This window comes from Frankia gtarii (genome assembly GCF_025403375.1).
GTDB classification, from domain to species: Bacteria; Actinomycetota; Actinomycetes; order Frankiales; family Frankiaceae; genus Frankia; species Frankia gtarii.
Map to the genome: position 1 here is coordinate 1 of NZ_JAMPTM010000156.1, position 15166 is coordinate 15166.

Sequence of the window (15166 nt, forward strand, 5' to 3'; positions counted from 1 at the left end):
GGAGTCGGCCGACCCCAGTGATCACGATCGTTTCCAGGGGAGGGACCTACGGGCCCCACGCCGTCCCGGGTCAGGCCGCCGGCTCGAGTCTCCAGCCCCCTGCGTCGCGGACGTATCGCATGTTGTTGCGGTATGCCTCCGTGTCGCGGAACTGGGGCAACCCGTCGATGCGGCAGATGCGGCGACTGACCTTCCAGACGCCGTCCACCCGTCGGGCTTCGCACTCGTAGCTGCCGGTCACCTGAGCCGCGCCGACGCCGCCCGCGGTGTCGGCGAGCCGGAAGAAGCAGGCACGGATGGACGCCGTGTCGTCGGTGAGCCCCTCCACCAGGACGTTGGTGATGATTGTGTACGGGCGAGGCGGAGCGTCGGGTGGTCGGGGCGTTCCGCGCTCCTGTTCGGCGAACGCGGCGAGCCCCGCCAGACCCACGTGGTAGCCACGCGGACCGTCGAGGATCACATCGTCGGTGAACAGATCCCGAAGCCTGTCCTCGTTGTCCGTCGACCGTGCCGCGTAAGAGTAGCGCAGGAGCAGATCCTGCAGGTCGAGGCGGTCGGCCGGGCTCAGTGTCGTCACCATGTACTTCACACGGAAAACTATCTCTGATAGCGTCTACCCAGGCAAGCCGGCTGCGACACCCGGCTGTGAAACTCGGCTGCAATGACGATCGTGCACGGTGTTGGCAGTACGCTTACGGGTCCGATGTCAAGCGCACCCGTGTTCTTCGGTGCCCAGCGTTAGCTCATTGATCGAGCCGCATTGATCTTGTCGTCCGTCGCGATGGGGCGATCGATTGGAAACTGTCGATGATTACAGGCTTCGATCACGTGGCATTCCCGGTCTCGGTGGCTGAGCGCACGCTGAGGTTCTACCGGGAACTCGGTTTCGGTATCTGGGGGGAGGCGGAGTGGCGGGCCGGAACCCAGCGGTACTTCTCGATCGTCTTCGGTGACAACAAGATCAACATACATCCCGAGGAGATGGTCGCCAGGCGTAACCTGCCCGGGACACTGCGGGCACCGGCAGCCGAACCCGGGTGCGCCGACCTGTGCTTCGTGTGGGCCGGAGGCATCGCCAACCTCATCGCGCACCTGGCGCGCTGCGCCGTCCCGGTCGTCGCCGGACCGGTGCGTCGCATGGGTGGACGAGGAGCGGGCACCACGCCCGGGATCAGCATCTACATCCGCGATCCCGACGACAATCTGCTCGAATTCATCTCCTACGACGCCGGTGATCTCCACGCGGTGTCCTGAGTGAGAGGTGGCCGGTGGCTCCGAAGCTGGCCGGGTGGCAGCCGTGCGGAAGAGAGGAAGAGCCGCCCGGATTCGGACGGCCAGGGGAAGGACGCGTAGGATTCCAGCCAGCTGGCCGCCGTCGGGTCCACCCGTCCATGCCTGCCGTGGGCGCCAGCCATCCGTAGAACCGGCGAAGGAAATGATGATGACGCGGGTGCTCTTCTCGGCGGGGATTCCGAAAGCGGGCCTGAACCGGCTGGAATCAGCTGGCTTTGAGCTCGTTCCCTTCTCATCGCCGAGTGGGCCGGGCAGTCTTGCGGCCCAGGCAGCGGACGCCGACGCGGTGCTCTGCCTGCTGACTGATCGGATCGATGAAGCTGTTCTTGCCGCAGGTTCCGGACGGCTGCGGGTGGTGGCCAATATCGCGGTGGGGGTGGACAACATCGATCTCGAGTCCGCTCGGCGCCACGGTGTCGTCGTGTGCAACACGCCGAATGTTCTGGACGAGACCACGGCGGACCTGACCTGGGCGTTGATCCTCATGGCCTGCCGACAGACTCCGGCGGCCGAGATATCGCTGCGGGCCGGCCGGTGGAGCGGGTGGCGCATCGACGGCTATCTGGGGCGCGACGTCCACGGCGCGGTGCTCGGCCTGGTGGGTTGGGGAGGGATCGCCAAGGCCGTCGCCCGCCGGGCCGCGGGTTTCGGCATGTCGGTGCTGCACCATGCGCGGACGCCGTCGGGTGCACCGGGCTACGTTGCCGATCTGGAGGACCTGCTCGCCTCGGCTGACATTGTCTCGCTGCACGTCCCCCTCACCACCGAAACGCGGCACCTGATCGATGCGCGTCGGCTCCGGCTGATGAAACCCACCGCGGTGCTGGTGAACACCGCCAGGGGTCCCGTCGTCGACGAGGATGCGCTGTCCGACGCGCTCGAGGCCAATCAGCTCTTCGCTGCCGGGCTGGACGTCTACGACGGCGAACCGGCAGTCAACCCGCGTCTTCTTGCCGCACCCCGTGCTGTTCTCCTGCCCCACGTCGGCAGCGCAACGGTCGAGACGCGGACGGCGATGGCAGTGGCTGCCGCCGACGCGATCGTGCGCGTGCTGCGCGGAGATCCGTCACTCGACCGGGCTGCCCGCGCGCAGGCGTAGCGAACTGCGTACTTGTGCTGATTTCGCAGAATGGCGTGGCCTACATCGTCGACGGCGCGGCGCGGCGCGGACCGGAGCCGGCGGTGCGGGGCAGTGCACATCATGAGATCCGGCGGTGGCTGATGCCTGGGTGTCCAGAGTGGTGTGCCGGCGGGCCCGGACGACGACGGTCGCCGGTACCAGTCGTAGAAACCGGACGTCGACACCACGAGCCACTGGCACATCGTGCGTGCCGGGTAGTTGTCCTCCTCCGTGGCGACCAGCTCGAACGTGTCGGTCACTGCTCGAACGTGTCGGTCACTGATGGCGCTGCGCGAAGAAGGCTGCAGTCCGGCGATCGGTAGGCCGAGCGCGGCGATCTCCACGGCCGCGCGGCGCACGCTCGTGACATCGGACAGATCGCTGACGACCGACACGGCGTCCCCGCCCTTTGCCCGGATCGCCTGCTCGACGTCGTCGAGCGCTTGGTGCGGCTGCGACCGACCAGCACGACTGTGCCGTGCTTCGCGAGTTCGAGCGCGGTCGTCAGCGTGAGGACGAAGCCCAGCGACGCGTCCCGTAACGGTCCGTCGCCCCGGCTTCGTGCGTGCGACTGCACGCTCATGCCGCGAGGCGCGCCATCGCGGCCGAGAAGTAGAGATGGGCACCATCTACTCAGAACGACGCGCGGGCCGGAGCGATGGTGCTTGCCCGGATCGCGTCCCGCCGGGCAGCCCGGCGGGACCGCTACGCCCGGCGGGACCGCCAGGGGAGAGAACCCGGGAAGGACTCGAAGCCGCCCGAGCCCGCGGACAACGCCTCGGGTGGCCACCTGCGCTGAGCGCCCAGCGGCCGGACCGTCCGCTGCGTTTCGGGATTCTCCTCGCCGAGGACCCGTCGGCGGCGGGCCGGAGTGTCCTCATCCAGCTCCCGTGCGGCCTGGTGGTCACCGAGCTGTGGGTGGCGCCGCGGGTGGTGGTGACACGCACAGTGTCGGGGTGATCGGTCTGCGCGGAACCCGCCGGCTACGCCGCTGAGGATCGGCTCGGACGAGTGAGTTCATCGCCGCCACCGACCGGCTGACCGCCCTGCGGCTCCCGTCGTATGCGCCCGAGCTCAACCCGGTTGAGAGGATCTGGTCGATGATCAAGGGTGGGGTGTCGGCCAACCTCGCCGCCACCGGCCTCGCTCGTGTCATCAGCACCATTCGCCCTGGCCGCAAGCGCTTGCGGTACCACCCCGAGATCATTGTCGGCTGCTTGGCCGCCAGCGGACTGGCCATCGCCGCCAGCAACCATCAAGTTCAGCAGATCTGCGTCGAGGAGAGAAACGGACGCCGCGCTCGCCGCGCCCCCGCATTTCTGCAGGTCAGAAGATAATTGATCAAAAAAGTACTCCTGGTTCCGCAATAAAGGCATGCGGAGGGGTTGCAGCAATCCGCCGACTGGGTTAGGTTCACAGCAGAGTTCACCGCAGCAGCTACGCCGTCTCGTTGAGCAATGGAAACTTGGGGATCGTAGTGTCGTGAACGCGCGTCGAACGCCGCCTGCCTATTTTCTTGAAGAGCTGACGGAGATCGTCAGCAGACTGCTATTTACGTCTCCCGATCCGCAGCGAACGCGATATCCGTTGGCGGAGCCGGGTGTTCACCGCTCCGCGGTGGCCCAGGATCTTGCGCGGGAACTCCAGGAAACTTTCGGCGTGGCCATTCCGGTAGCCGCTCTACTGGCCACGAGGAGTACGCTGGACTTGGCCGGCCTGGTTCTCGACGCCGTAGCTGCCGGGCGGCGCACCGAGCGTGCTGACGGTGGCGGCAGCGCTGAAGCGGGTTTTGCCGACTCCGCTTCGACGCCGATGTCCACTGTCCAGGATCGCATCTGGTTCATGCACGAGCTGGCCGGCAGCAACCTTTACACGGTGCCGACTTTCCTCGAGTTGGACGGCCCGCTCGATGTCGACGCCCTCGGTCGGGCGCTGACAGTATTACTTGCCAGACACTCCATTCTGCGGACCTTGTACCGCGCTTCCGCCGGTCTCCCTCGCCCGGTGTCGCTGCCACCCGAGCCGGTTGTCCTCATGACTGTGCCGTCCACGGAAGAAGACGCGGTCGTCACCGCCGCACAGTCCCGCGTATTCCGGCTGGCAGACGAAATTCCGGTCGACTTTCGGCTGGTGGCGCGTTCATCGGGTCAACATCTGCTGGTTGCGGCATTCCACCACATCGCGGTCGACAGAGTATCCCTGGATCTGTTGTTCACCGAACTCGGCGTCCGCTACGGCGAGGCGTTGCGCGGCACGGGCCCCGTCGATCCACTCCTCGAGCCGGCCCCGCGCTACAGTGACCATGCCCGGGCGGAACGCGACGAGTTGGCCACGCCCGTAATGCAACGGCGGCTGCGAGCACGGGCCGCCACGGTCGGCGCGGCCCTGGCCGACGGCGGCGCAGCCCTGCTCGCAAGAAGCGGCCCGGCCGGACGGGTCGGCGGCTACCCGCTGCGACTGGCGAACGGCGCGATCCAGCTAGCCCTGCCGGATGCCGTCGGGGTGGACGAGGCGCGGGAGATCAACCTCAGCGGCCAGCGGGCCGACGGCATTCGCGAGATCGGGCCTGACGGCACGGTCCGGTTCGAGAGCTGGGCGGCCGCGGTGCTTTATCAGGAGACGGGATACGACGGCGTCGAAATGCCGCTGGACCGAGCCGAGGACTGCGCGCGGGAACTTGCGGGCCGGTTCGCCGCCTACCGCGGGCAGGTTGAGCGCAACCCGGGATACCAGTCGGTCGCCGGCGGGCGGGGCCGAGGCACCGGGACCTCCGAGCTGGCCCGCGCGTCCGGTACGAGGACGGGCGCGGACACATGAGCCAATGTGGCGACGGCAGGGCGGCCGGCGGCGGGAGCGGGAGCGGGAGCGGGATCAGCGTGCTGGTGCTCGGCGGTACCCAGTTTCTGGGCCGGGCGGTGGTGACTGCGGCGCTCGCCCGCGGGCACGAGGTCACGCTCCTGCACCGTGGTGAGCACGAGCCTCCGTCGGGGGCGCGGGTGCTGCGTGCGGACCGAACGCGCCCCGACGGGCTGGCTGTCCTCGCCGACGGCGTCTGGGATCTCGTCGTCGACACCTGGTCGGGCGACCCGGCGGTGGTGCGACGGTCGACGGACGCGCTGCGCGATCGGGCCGGCCACTACACGTTCGTCTCCAGCCGGTCGGTGTACGCCTGGCCGGCTGCCGACGGGGCGGACGAATCCGCACCGCTGGTGGAGGCGGCGCCCGACGACGATCCCGACGACTACGCCTGGTCGAAGCGCGCTGCGGAGACCGCCGTGCTGGCGGTGTTCGGCCACCGTGCGCTGCTCGTACGGGCCGGGCTCCTGATCGGCCCACATGAGAACTCCGGACGCCTGTCCTGGTGGCTGTCGCGGATCGGCCGCGGCGGCGTGGTAGCGGCGCCGGGCCCCGCGGATCTTGACCTGCAACACGTCGACGCGCGGGACCTGGCGAGCTGGCTGCTGACGGCGGCGGACCGAGGCATGTCCGGTGCGGTCGACGGCGTCGGCCCGCCCGGATCCTGCACGATGGGCGAGCTGCTCGAGGCGTGCGTCGCGGTGACGGGCGCGTCGGCGGAACTGCGCTGGCTGGAACCGGAGCACCTGCTTGCCGAGGGGGTCACGCCGTGGACGGACCTGCCCATCTGGATGCCGCCCGGGCCTGAGCATGCGGCCGTCCACCGGGGCGCCGCGGCGCTGGCCGCTCACTCGGGCCTGCGTCTGCGCCCCCTGACGCAGACCGTCGCCGACACCTGGGCCTGGATGTCAGGCCCGGACGGTTCCCGTCTTCAGGCCGGGGGCCTGCCCCCGGAGGTCGAGCGGCGCCTGCTGGAAACCGCCCCGCCTCGCCCGGCGACAGACACGCCCGCGGCCGTTCTCCCGATCACAAGGTCGTCGTCACCGTCCGGACTCACACTGCCGAGTGGTGTAAGCGGCTGCAGCCCCGACGGCCGTGGAAGGGCTTGAGCCCATCAGCGGTCACGGCTGCTCGGGCGCTGGTCCTGCTGGCGCTATGCCCGTAGGCGCTGGGCCCGTAGGCGCTGGGCCCACTGGCGTGGCGGCGGTCCGAAGTCGTCGTTCGGGGGCAGTGGTGGCGATGAGTGCGAGCCCTGCTGCGGCGAGTACGGCGGCCGCGGCTGGAATCGTGGCCGCCCCGGCCACGTTGAGGGTCACGCCACCGAGCGCGGCGCCGAGGGCGCTGCCGAGGTAGATCGCTGATCCGTTGAGCCCGAGGGCGACGGTGGCGACGTCCGGGGCGATGACGAAAAGCCGTTGCTGCTGCGGCGTGATCGACAGTCCCTGGAAGGCGCCGACGGCGAGGAAGACGGCCAGCGCCGCGCCGTACTCCTCCCGCGCCGGCACCAGCACGGCGAACGACGCGGCGAGCCCGGTGACGGCGACCAGCAGTACGCCCAGCGCGCCGCGACTGTCGACGAGGTGTCCCACCAGTCGGTTGCCGGTGAGGCTGCCGAGCCCGAACGCGAGCAGTATCACCACGAGCCGGCTGTCGGTGTTGGCCATGCCCAGGACGATCGGCAGGTAGGAGATCAGTAGGAACGGTGGCGCGACTACCGCGACTGTCGCGAGCAGAACCATGAGTACGGGGGTTCGGGTCAGCACGCCCAGCCGGGCGCGCATGCTTGTCGGTGGGACGTGGGCTCGGGGTAGCAGGGGAACGCAGAGCGCGGTGAGTGCTGCGAGCACTGTGATGATCCACAGCACCGTTCGCCAGCCGAACCACTGTCCGGCCAGGACGCCGAAGGGAACCCCGAGCACTGTCGAGAGTGAGGTCCCCGCGGTGACGGCGGCCAGCGCGCGGCCGCGCCGCCGGCCGCTGGCGAGCATGCCGGCCATGACGTAGGCGTTGGACTGGAACGCCGCGGCACCGAGGGCCGCGGCGGCCCGGCCGGCGGCCATCACGGCGTAGGAGGGGGCGAGCGCCTGGCCGGCCATCCCGAGCAGAAACAACGCCAGCCCGCCGCCGAGCAGCAGGCGCCGGTCCCAGCGGCCGGTGAGGGCCGCGAGCACCGGCGACCCGACCGCGTAGGTGACGGAGAAGATCGTGGTGAGCTGGCCGGCGGTGGACACGCTCACGGACAGGTCGTCGGCAATGGCGGGCAGCAGGCCGGCGAGCACGAACCCGTCGACGCCCAGCGTGAACGTGCCGGCCGCCAGCACCCCGAGCTGCCAGCCGCGCAGTCCGCCCTCGCTTCGGAGCTCGTCGTTCGATGCTTGTCGAATCGTCACAGTGCGAGGTTAGGGGTTAAGTTCGATGGGTGTCAAAGCATCGGGATCGGCGAAGCGGCCGGCTGGACGGTCGGCGAGGTGGTCGGCGAACCGACCGGTTGGGTGCTCGGCCGAGTGGTCGGCTGAGAGGCTGAGTCGGGCAGCCCGCCATGTCGCGACAGCTCCCTCAGCCGAGCTTTGACTCGATCAACCTGGTCACGCTCCTCGCCGCCCTGGCCGACCCGGTCCGGCTCACGCTGATGCAGGCGATGTACTCCCGGACCGGCCCGGTCGACTGCTCCGTGATCGCCGAGGGGGTCGAGGTCAGCGCCCCGACCGTCTCCCACCATTACCGCGTGCTGCGCGAGGCCGGCCTGACCACGACCACGGTCGAGGGCCGCCGCCGCGTCGTCAGCATCCGCTACGAAGACCTGGAAGCACGCTTCCCCGGCCTCCTCGCCGCCGTCCTCGCCCCGGCCGCGAACACCTAGCGTCCCCGGTCGCCACGCCGGGTCGCGCCGGACGGAGCGAGCCGCGGGGGTCGTCGTCGATGAGGTATCCTCTACGGTCCTCACCTACCCCGGTGGACGGTCAGGTGAAACGGTCGCTCGTTACCAGCCGGTGCCGATGATGTTCCCCGAATTGGGACTCCAGGCATTCGAGGTGCCCGTGGGATCACTGTCCCCCGTACCGGTGTACCGGTGCCACACGAGATTCTGGGCCTGGTCGACCCCGTAGATCACGTAACCGCCTCTTCCGTCCGATCCGCCGAAGATATGACGGAACCGGTGCCAGCCTCGTCCGATTATGTTCGAGGATTTCGGGTCCCAGCCCGAACCGCCGGAAGGGTCGGTCTCGCCTTTTCCGGAGTATCGGTACCAGAGCAGGTCGCCGTTGTCCTTCACCATCAGGATGATTTCCGATACCGCGGCCATGTAGCGGAATCCCTGCGACCAGCCCTGACCAATGATGTTGCCGGAGTTCGGGTCCCAGTGGAGGCCGGTGGCACCGGGGTCGCTCTCACCGTCCCCGACGTACCGATACCAGTGCAGGTGGCCGTCATGGTCGACGGCGTAGATGACGCTGTTATTCGGGTGGGTGGAGGTCCTTCCCTCGTACGGCTTGGCGCAGAGAAACCGGAAATTTTCCCATCCCACGCCGATGATGTTGGCGGATTCCGGGGCCCAGCGGAGGCCGGTGGCGTTCGGGTCGCTCGTGCCGTCGCCGTCGTAGCGGTAGTAAAGGAGGTTCCCGTCCGGCCGCACGCCGAGCAGCACACCGTCGCCGCGAGCGACCAGATGCAGGAATCCGTCCCAGCCGCGGCCGATCATGTTTCCCGAGTTCGGCGCCCAGTTCGCTACGGACGTCGCCGGCGAGTCCGACTGCCCGGCGCCGCGGTACTGGTACCAGAGCAGCGGACCCTGTGGCTTTACACCGTAGATTTCACCGACGCGCGGTAGTCCGCTGTCGACCGGGACCGTGCCGTTGCCGCCGTAGACCAAGATCTTGAAATTGTCGGGCATCGTGTCGTCCCCCGTCGGTGGTACGGACCAGGCGGCAACGGTGGCAGTCGACAGACCGGCCCCGCATCAGGTGTTTCCCTACTCCTGACCCGGTTTCGGGTGTGCCGGGTGCGGTGCGCCCGGCGGTTGGCCCTCGGCGGAGTGTCGCTGCGCGAGCCACGCCCCGAGCTGAGCCCGGGACCGGATGCCGAGTTTGCGGTACGCGCCGGCAAGGTTGGCTTCGACCGTCTTGTGGCTGATGACGAGTGCGGCGGCTACTTCACGGTTGGTCAGCCCACCGGCGGCCAGCTCGGCGACGCGTTCCTGCATCGGGGTCAGCTTGTCAGCGGGGCCGGGCCGTGAGCCCAGCCGATCGACCTCGGCGCGGGCGTTGCCGGCCCACTGCGCGGCGCCGACGGCGTCGAACGCGCGGGCCGCTTCTTCGAGCGTGGCCCCGGCCGCTCGGCGTTCGTTGCAGCGGCGCTGGAGCTGCCCGAGGACCAGCAGCGTCCGGGCGCGCTCGTAGCTCAGCGGCAGCTGGTCGTGAACGGTGAGGGCGTGCTGGTAGGCCGACCGCGCGGCGTCGAGATCACCGCGGGCGGCCGCAAGCAGGCCCCTCGTCCTGGCCCCGACGGCATGCGCCCAGGCCCGCTCCGGCTGGCGTCCGCTGGCCTCGAGGTGTTCGACCAGGGGCTCGGCCTCGTCGAGGCGGCCGAGCCCGATGAGCGCCTCGGCGGCGTCGGGGAGGAACGGAACGCACACGGGTTCACTGACACCCATCTTGGCCATCGCCGCCGCGACGGGGGCGAGCCAGCGGGCTGCGGCGTCGTTGTCGCCAATGGACAGCGCGAGCATTCCGAGCGCGCTCTGCGCGAACAGTGCTCCCGATCTCATGCCGACCCTTTCCAGAGCTGCGGCCGCCGCCTCGCCGGCGGCCCGTGCCGACACAACCCGTCCCACCCAGGCCTCCACCTGTGCCTGCATGGCCAGCGCGAACGCCCGGGAGTGGTCCGTCCCGACCATGAGCGCCCGTTCGGTGACGTCGGCCACCAACAGCTCGGCCGCTTCGACCTCGCCGGACCACAGCGCGACCCGGGCGGCGTGAAACGACAAGAACCACAGGTCGCTCTCCGCGCCCCGGTCGAGACACCGCTCGCGAAGGTCCGCCAACCCGGCCCGGGCCTCGTCGACGCGGTGGGTCCACAGGTAGATCATCGTGGCGTGCAGGGACGGCCATCGGACGGCGTGGCTGCGCCGGTCCAGGTCCTCGAGCACCAGGGATCGGGCCAACGCGGCGTCGTCGATGCCCTCACCAGCGAGGAAACGACTGAGCATCGACGCTGCCAGCGCCTCGGCGAGCAGGGCGCTGTCGCCGGCGTGTTCGGCCTCCTCGACCGCGACCGTCGCGTACTCGATCGCTTCACCGATTCGCCCGCCGTTGGCGAGGGCGGTGCACAGCTCCACCCCGATGTCGGCTCGCAAGCGCCGGTCGTCACCGGCGTCGCTGAACGCGCGTTGGAGGGTCTCGACGGCATGGGCGTAGTCGTCGACCTCATAGCGGATCGTGCCCAGCAGGGCTAACGCCTCGGCCCGTTGCGGTCCCGGACCAAGGTTCGCGACAGCTCGCTCCAGCAGTTCCCGGGCTCGCAACGGGTCGTCGGCGTGGAAGTGGTCCGCTGCGGCCTGCACCTGGCGGGCCGGGTCGCTGGCCCCGAGGCCGAGAGCCAGTTCCAGGAGCTCGGCGGCCGCCGACGCCGCGCCGCGCTGCCGGGCCTGGGTAGCCGCGGCGTCGAGCGTCGCCACCACCTCAGGCTCTGGTCCGGTGACGGCGAGGGCCAGGTGACGCGCGCGTTCTTCGATGTCGTCGACCAGCCCGGCAAGCCGCCGGTGCAGCGCGCGCCGCGTACTCGGTGACGACTCCGTGTAGACGCTGCTGGCCAGCAACGGGTGGGTGAACCGGGCACAGCCGGCGGACAGCACGATCACACCGTCGTCCTCGGCGGCGCTCAACAGTTCTGCGGCGTCCGCGACGCCGCAGGCACGACCGACCAGATCGAGGCTGGGCACCGTGAGCGCGCTCACCACCAGCAAGGCCTCACGCACCGCAGGCTTCAGGAAAGCGACGTGGCTTCGGACCACGCTCCGCAGGCTGTTCGGAAACCCGCCGGGGTCAGGACCCTGGGCGTCGAGCGACCGTGCGATCTCCAAGGCGTAGAACGGGTTGCCCCCAGACGTTCGAGCGATCCGCAGCGACACCGGCCGGGGGAACGAACGGCCGAGGTTCGCCAGGAGCACCTCGTACAGGTGGCCCAGGCTCAACGGACCGACGTCGAGGTGCCACAGCCGCGCCGGATCGCGGGGACGAAACTCGCCCCGCCGGTCCGACCGGTCGTTGTCCCGGTCGCCGTCCCGTCCGTCTTCCCGTCCGTTGTCTCGTCCGTTGTCTCGTCCGCTGTCCTGACCTTCGTCACGTCCAGCCGTCAACACGGCTATCGGACCACGACATCGTCTGACCGCGAACGCGACCACCCGACGCGTCGGCTCGTCCAACCACTGGACGTCGTCGAGAGCGACCAGCACAGGCGCATGCTGCGTCAGCCGCTCAAGTACCGAAAGGAACGCGGCCGCCACCGCCCGCGGGTCCGGGAGATGGCGGCCGTCGCCGGTACCGCGCAACAGCGCGGCGTCCAGCGCCTGCCGCTGCGGGTTCGGCAACCACGCGAACTCGTCGCCACGGGCGTCGGCTAGCAGATCGGTGAGCCCGGCATAGCTCAACCGCACCTCGGCGGCCACCGGCCGGCACGCCAGCGGTGTCAGTCCGTGTGCCTGGGCGGCCGCGAGGCCCGCCTCCCACAGCGTCGTCTTTCCGATCCCGGCCTCGCCCCACAGGGCCAGAACAGCCGGACCGGCCGCCACTGCGTCCAGATGCCGGGTGAGCACGGCCAACTCCCGCTCCCGACCGACGATCGCCCCCGGCACAGCTCAATTCTGCCAGGCACCAGGTTTAATCAGCTATCGGATTTCCGTCTCTGCGCGACGTCGGCCTGCGGGTCGGATGAGCAGCGGTGCCCACGCGACCGATTCCACCAGCGCCGGTTATGAGAACCTGAATCCGCATTCAGCGGGCACCTGGCGGGCAGACTCCGGCGAGCCGGATCCAGCCTGACAAAGTTCCCGCAGGTCAGAAGGTCTCGCCTAGGGCGCGTATGTGGGCCAGTGGCCCCGGCGGGATGCGGCCCCCCGACGCATTGCCGCTGACCGAAGCGCTGCGCGATGAGCTCACCCGGGCGAACTCCGACACCGGCACCGGCGGACGGACCGCACCTCGACCCATTGCTCGATCATGAGCGGTCGGCAGCTGCGCGACGGCGGGGGCTCAGGGTGCAGGTGAACGTCAGCCGTAGCTGGGATCGAGCGGGGTTGTGGGGTGCGCGGCAACGGCGTCGAGTGTGGGATCGGCGAGGACCGCGTCGATCGCGGCGTGGCCGGCGCCGAGGTAGGTGGCGTAGCCGTCGATCTCGGTGGCGACGAGCCAGGCTCGATCGTAGGGCCACCACAGACTCGCGCACCTCCACGCCACCGGTGCCGGCAGCACCGGGGCGGCGTTCACCGGCCCGGTGAGCAGGTGGTACGCCCGGTGTGTTGTCCGCACGCGCATCGGCCGGTCCTCCCAGGCTTGCGTCTCAGCGAGGCCGAAACCCTCCCAGAGGCAGAAGTATGCCTGGTCCGGCGTATGGGTGAAGCTGGACAGGACCCGCGCGAGAGTCTGCGTCTCCCGCGCGTCCAGGCCTCCATCGGAGGGCCGCCCCCAGCGGTCGGAACCGGCGACGAGGTCGTCGAACCGGGTCCCGGCGGTCAGCGCCACGCCGCGGCATGCGGCGATCTCGGACCACCGGTGTCGCCGTTGCTCATCCTCACGGTCGTACGTCGGCGGCAGCACCCTGGCGTAGGCCGAGAAGACGGGCGGCACCATCGCCGCTACCGTCGCGGCTGACGTGGTAGCGGTCAGAGCAGCCGCTACCCAAGCCGCCGGACTGACGTCGGACAGCAGCGACATCCCCGGCGCCCAGGCGACCGGCTCCCCTATGTCCATCACCCCACTCTGTCAGGCAATCCCCACTACCCCTCGAGGATGACCAGAACACGATTCTTTGCCCCAGCAGCTCACGGCAGGGGTCGCGGGAGCCGTCAGGGCACGACGTCACCGGCTGGGTGACTGTCCGATCCGCCTGATCGGCCAGCGCCCCCAACCCGCTCAGAACCACGGCTGTGGTGATGCACGCCATCCCGATACAAGCGCGTCCGGCGATCCGCGCGACCCGAGTCGGCCTGGCGGGCGCCGTCCTGCGCCGCATCAGCCCACCGAGGATGAAGACTGCCAGCGCGCAGGTTTCCAGAGCCACTACACAAGGGATCACAGGTGGTTCGCGGCCGCCGAGGATCCGTACGGCGGCGGCCTGGACGCCGTACCGGCTCAGCCCACCTGCGCCGCCAGCCCCGGCACCCCGCCCACCGACACCTGCAACTCGGGCACCGCCATCACCGGCGAGGCCCCGGCTACACCGGCACCCACCAGCCCATCGGCGAGGTGAAGGTCGACGATCGGGTCCTGGCCACTGACCCCACCACCGACCGCACCGAGTTCCACACCGTCGCTGCTGTCACTGCTGTCATCGTCGGCCGCGGTCTGAGGTCAGTCATCCGCCCGCGTTCCCACCGGCCGCTGGGCGTCAGCGGGCCGGTACCTGGCGGGCGGCCTTGATGGTCCGGGTGAGTGCGTCGTGTAGCTCCTGTAGATCGGTGACCTCGACGCCCAGCCGATCGACGACGGCGTAGGGGATCTTCAAGGCCTCCTGGCGCAACGCGCTGCCGGCCGGGGTGAGTTCGAGTGTCAGCAGGCGCTCGTCGGTGGCGGCCCGGCGCCGCGACACGTAGCCCGCCGACTCCAGCCGCTTGAGCAGCGGGGAGAGCGTGGCCGAATCCAGGAGCAGGGCGGCGCCGAGGTCCTTCACCGAACGCGGCGAGCGTTCCCAGAGGGCCAGCATCACCAGGTACTGGGGATGGGTGAGACCGAGGGGCTCCAGCAGCGGCCGGTACACCCCGATCACCAGTCGGGACGCGACCGACAGGGCGAAGCACACCTGCCGGTCCAGCGCGAGGGGGTCCTCTCCAAGGTCCTCGCCGATACTCGCGTCGTCCTCGGTCACGGGCTGGTCCCTCCCTTCGTGGCGTGCGTCATGGTCCAGGATACCTGGCACGCCAACGAAGGGATCGCGTACGATTCATATGTGCACGAAATAGTCGGGCGCCAGGGTTCGGCCGGCTGCGCGACACGCGCGGCGGCCGATGAGGGAGGGCGACGGATGAAGCGTCAGGACAGCACCGTCGGCGCGGCGGGTGGGGCGGCGGACCGGCCCAGCCGCTTCTACCGTTTCCTGTTGAGCTTCATGGGGCCGCCGCAGCTCGGTTCGCTCGACGCGCCGCCGCGCCCGGTGCCGGCGCGGGTGGACATCTGCCGCAGCTGCGGGCAGCCCCGGGACGCCCACGAGCTCGAACGGCTTGCCGACCGCACCGCCTCGCGCTGCCCCGTGGGGCCCGCGCGGTCCTAGCGCGACCAAAGATCACTAGGTCGTCGGCGCCCGGCGGCGGTGCAACCGGCGGACCAGCTCATAGGCCGTGAGCGCGGCCAGCGCGACGATGCCGGCCGACCCCACCCGGAGGGTCTCGGTGACCAGCTCCGCCTGCGCGGACTCGACGAAGCCGAACAGGTCGTCGATCAGGCTGAGGAGCAGGCCGCCGAGCGTGCCGGCCGGTAATCGGCCGGGGTGTTGTCCGGCAGCGGTTCGATCATGCCCACAGGACGGCGCTGGGGCTGGTCCGCGGTCATGATCTGATCGCTGTGGAGAAGCTCGCCGTCACGGGCATGGTCCGCCGGGCGAGGCCCGGGCCCGGCCCGGACTTGTCGGGGGTGTTCCTGGCGAACGGGCAGGCGGGGCAGTCGGGGTTGAGTAGGTCGATTCATGATG

General features: G+C 69.8%; 15 protein-coding genes. 8 read left to right on the top strand and 7 right to left on the bottom strand.

What is annotated here, in order from left to right:
• Nucleotides 1-70: 70 nt before the first annotated feature.
• Nucleotides 71-577: a nuclear transport factor 2 family protein gene (locus NBZ83_RS20615; protein WP_261575611.1), complete on the bottom strand. Its 507-nt coding sequence runs from the start codon at nucleotides 575-577 to the stop codon at nucleotides 71-73.
• A 251-nt stretch (nucleotides 578-828) separates the two neighbouring features.
• Here NBZ83_RS20615 and NBZ83_RS20620 point away from each other — a divergent pair, with 251 nt between their 5' ends.
• The 5 genes from NBZ83_RS20620 to NBZ83_RS20645 all read left to right on the top strand — a co-directional run bounded on the left by NBZ83_RS20620 (nucleotide 829) and on the right by NBZ83_RS20645 (nucleotide 6378).
• Entirely contained in the window at nucleotides 829-1254 is a 426-nt protein-coding gene (locus tag NBZ83_RS20620) for a VOC family protein (protein WP_261575612.1), read from the top strand.
• Between the two features lie 187 nt (nucleotides 1255-1441).
• A complete protein-coding gene (locus NBZ83_RS20625; protein ID WP_261575613.1) occupies nucleotides 1442-2392 on the top strand; it encodes a 2-hydroxyacid dehydrogenase in 951 nt (316 codons plus the stop codon).
• Between the two features lie 1040 nt (nucleotides 2393-3432).
• Nucleotides 3433-3750: a transposase gene (locus NBZ83_RS20635; protein ID WP_261575620.1), complete on the top strand. Its 318-nt coding sequence runs from the start codon at nucleotides 3433-3435 to the stop codon at nucleotides 3748-3750.
• A 145-nt stretch (nucleotides 3751-3895) separates the two neighbouring features.
• Nucleotides 3896-5230 carry a condensation domain-containing protein gene (locus NBZ83_RS20640; protein WP_261575614.1) on the top strand — a complete coding sequence of 445 codons (1335 nt, stop codon included), beginning with the start codon at nucleotides 3896-3898 and terminating at the stop codon, nucleotides 5228-5230.
• Entirely contained in the window at nucleotides 5227-6378 is a 1152-nt protein-coding gene (locus NBZ83_RS20645; protein WP_261575615.1) for an NAD-dependent epimerase/dehydratase family protein, read from the top strand. Before NBZ83_RS20640 ends, NBZ83_RS20645 begins: the two co-directional genes overlap by 4 nt.
• A gap of 12 nt (nucleotides 6379-6390) precedes the next feature.
• On the opposite strand, the gene NBZ83_RS20650 is transcribed toward NBZ83_RS20645, so the two are convergent.
• A complete protein-coding gene (locus NBZ83_RS20650) occupies nucleotides 6391-7659 on the bottom strand; it encodes an MFS transporter (RefSeq protein WP_261575616.1) in 1269 nt (422 codons plus the stop codon).
• Nucleotides 7660-7808: 149 nt separating this feature from the next.
• On the opposite strand from NBZ83_RS20650, the gene NBZ83_RS20655 reads away from it, so the two are divergent.
• Nucleotides 7809-8129, top strand: a complete 321-nt coding sequence (locus tag NBZ83_RS20655; protein ID WP_261566762.1) for an ArsR/SmtB family transcription factor — start codon at nucleotides 7809-7811, stop codon at nucleotides 8127-8129.
• A gap of 120 nt (nucleotides 8130-8249) precedes the next feature.
• On the opposite strand, the gene NBZ83_RS20660 is transcribed toward NBZ83_RS20655, so the two are convergent.
• From NBZ83_RS20660 to NBZ83_RS20680, 5 genes are all read right to left on the bottom strand, one after another.
• The gene (locus NBZ83_RS20660) at nucleotides 8250-9161 is read right to left on the bottom strand and encodes a tachylectin-related carbohydrate-binding protein (protein ID WP_261575617.1); all 912 of its coding nucleotides are present in this window, start codon (nucleotides 9159-9161) and stop codon (nucleotides 8250-8252) included.
• 78 nt (nucleotides 9162-9239) lie between these two features.
• Entirely contained in the window at nucleotides 9240-12119 is a 2880-nt protein-coding gene (locus tag NBZ83_RS33410) for an ATP-binding protein (protein ID WP_261575618.1), read from the bottom strand.
• Between the two features lie 415 nt (nucleotides 12120-12534).
• Nucleotides 12535-13113 carry a hypothetical protein gene (locus NBZ83_RS20670; protein ID WP_261575619.1) on the bottom strand — a complete coding sequence of 193 codons (579 nt, stop codon included), beginning with the start codon at nucleotides 13111-13113 and terminating at the stop codon, nucleotides 12535-12537.
• A gap of 501 nt (nucleotides 13114-13614) precedes the next feature.
• Nucleotides 13615-13788, bottom strand: a complete 174-nt coding sequence (locus NBZ83_RS20675; protein ID WP_261566758.1) for a hypothetical protein — start codon at nucleotides 13786-13788, stop codon at nucleotides 13615-13617.
• A gap of 82 nt (nucleotides 13789-13870) precedes the next feature.
• A complete protein-coding gene (locus NBZ83_RS20680) occupies nucleotides 13871-14347 on the bottom strand; it encodes a MarR family winged helix-turn-helix transcriptional regulator (RefSeq protein ID WP_261566757.1) in 477 nt (158 codons plus the stop codon).
• A gap of 156 nt (nucleotides 14348-14503) precedes the next feature.
• On the opposite strand from NBZ83_RS20680, the gene NBZ83_RS20685 reads away from it, so the two are divergent.
• Complete coding sequence (locus NBZ83_RS20685; RefSeq protein ID WP_261566756.1) at nucleotides 14504-14749, top strand: hypothetical protein; 246 nt, start codon at nucleotides 14504-14506, stop codon at nucleotides 14747-14749.
• A 39-nt stretch (nucleotides 14750-14788) separates the two neighbouring features.
• The gene (locus NBZ83_RS20690; RefSeq protein WP_261566755.1) at nucleotides 14789-14956 is read left to right on the top strand and encodes a hypothetical protein; all 168 of its coding nucleotides are present in this window, start codon (nucleotides 14789-14791) and stop codon (nucleotides 14954-14956) included.
• The last annotated feature ends 210 nt before the right edge of the window (nucleotides 14957-15166 follow it).

Excerpts from the sequence above, each read along its gene's own strand:
- NBZ83_RS20625 (WP_261575613.1), top strand. The coding sequence starts at position 1,442 with ATGACGCGGGTGCTCTTCTCGGCGGGGATTCCGAAAGCGGGCCTGAAC.
- NBZ83_RS20645 (WP_261575615.1), top strand. The coding sequence starts at position 5,227 with ATGAGCCAATGTGGCGACGGCAGGGCGGCCGGCGGCGGGAGCGGGAGC.
- NBZ83_RS20655 (WP_261566762.1), top strand. The coding sequence starts at position 7,809 with ATGTCGCGACAGCTCCCTCAGCCGAGCTTTGACTCGATCAACCTGGTC.
- NBZ83_RS20660 (WP_261575617.1), bottom strand. The coding sequence starts at position 9,161 with ATGCCCGACAATTTCAAGATCTTGGTCTACGGCGGCAACGGCACGGTC.
- NBZ83_RS20670 (WP_261575619.1), bottom strand. The coding sequence starts at position 13,113 with ATGGTGCCGCCCGTCTTCTCGGCCTACGCCAGGGTGCTGCCGCCGACG.
- NBZ83_RS20685 (WP_261566756.1), top strand. The coding sequence starts at position 14,504 with ATGAAGCGTCAGGACAGCACCGTCGGCGCGGCGGGTGGGGCGGCGGAC.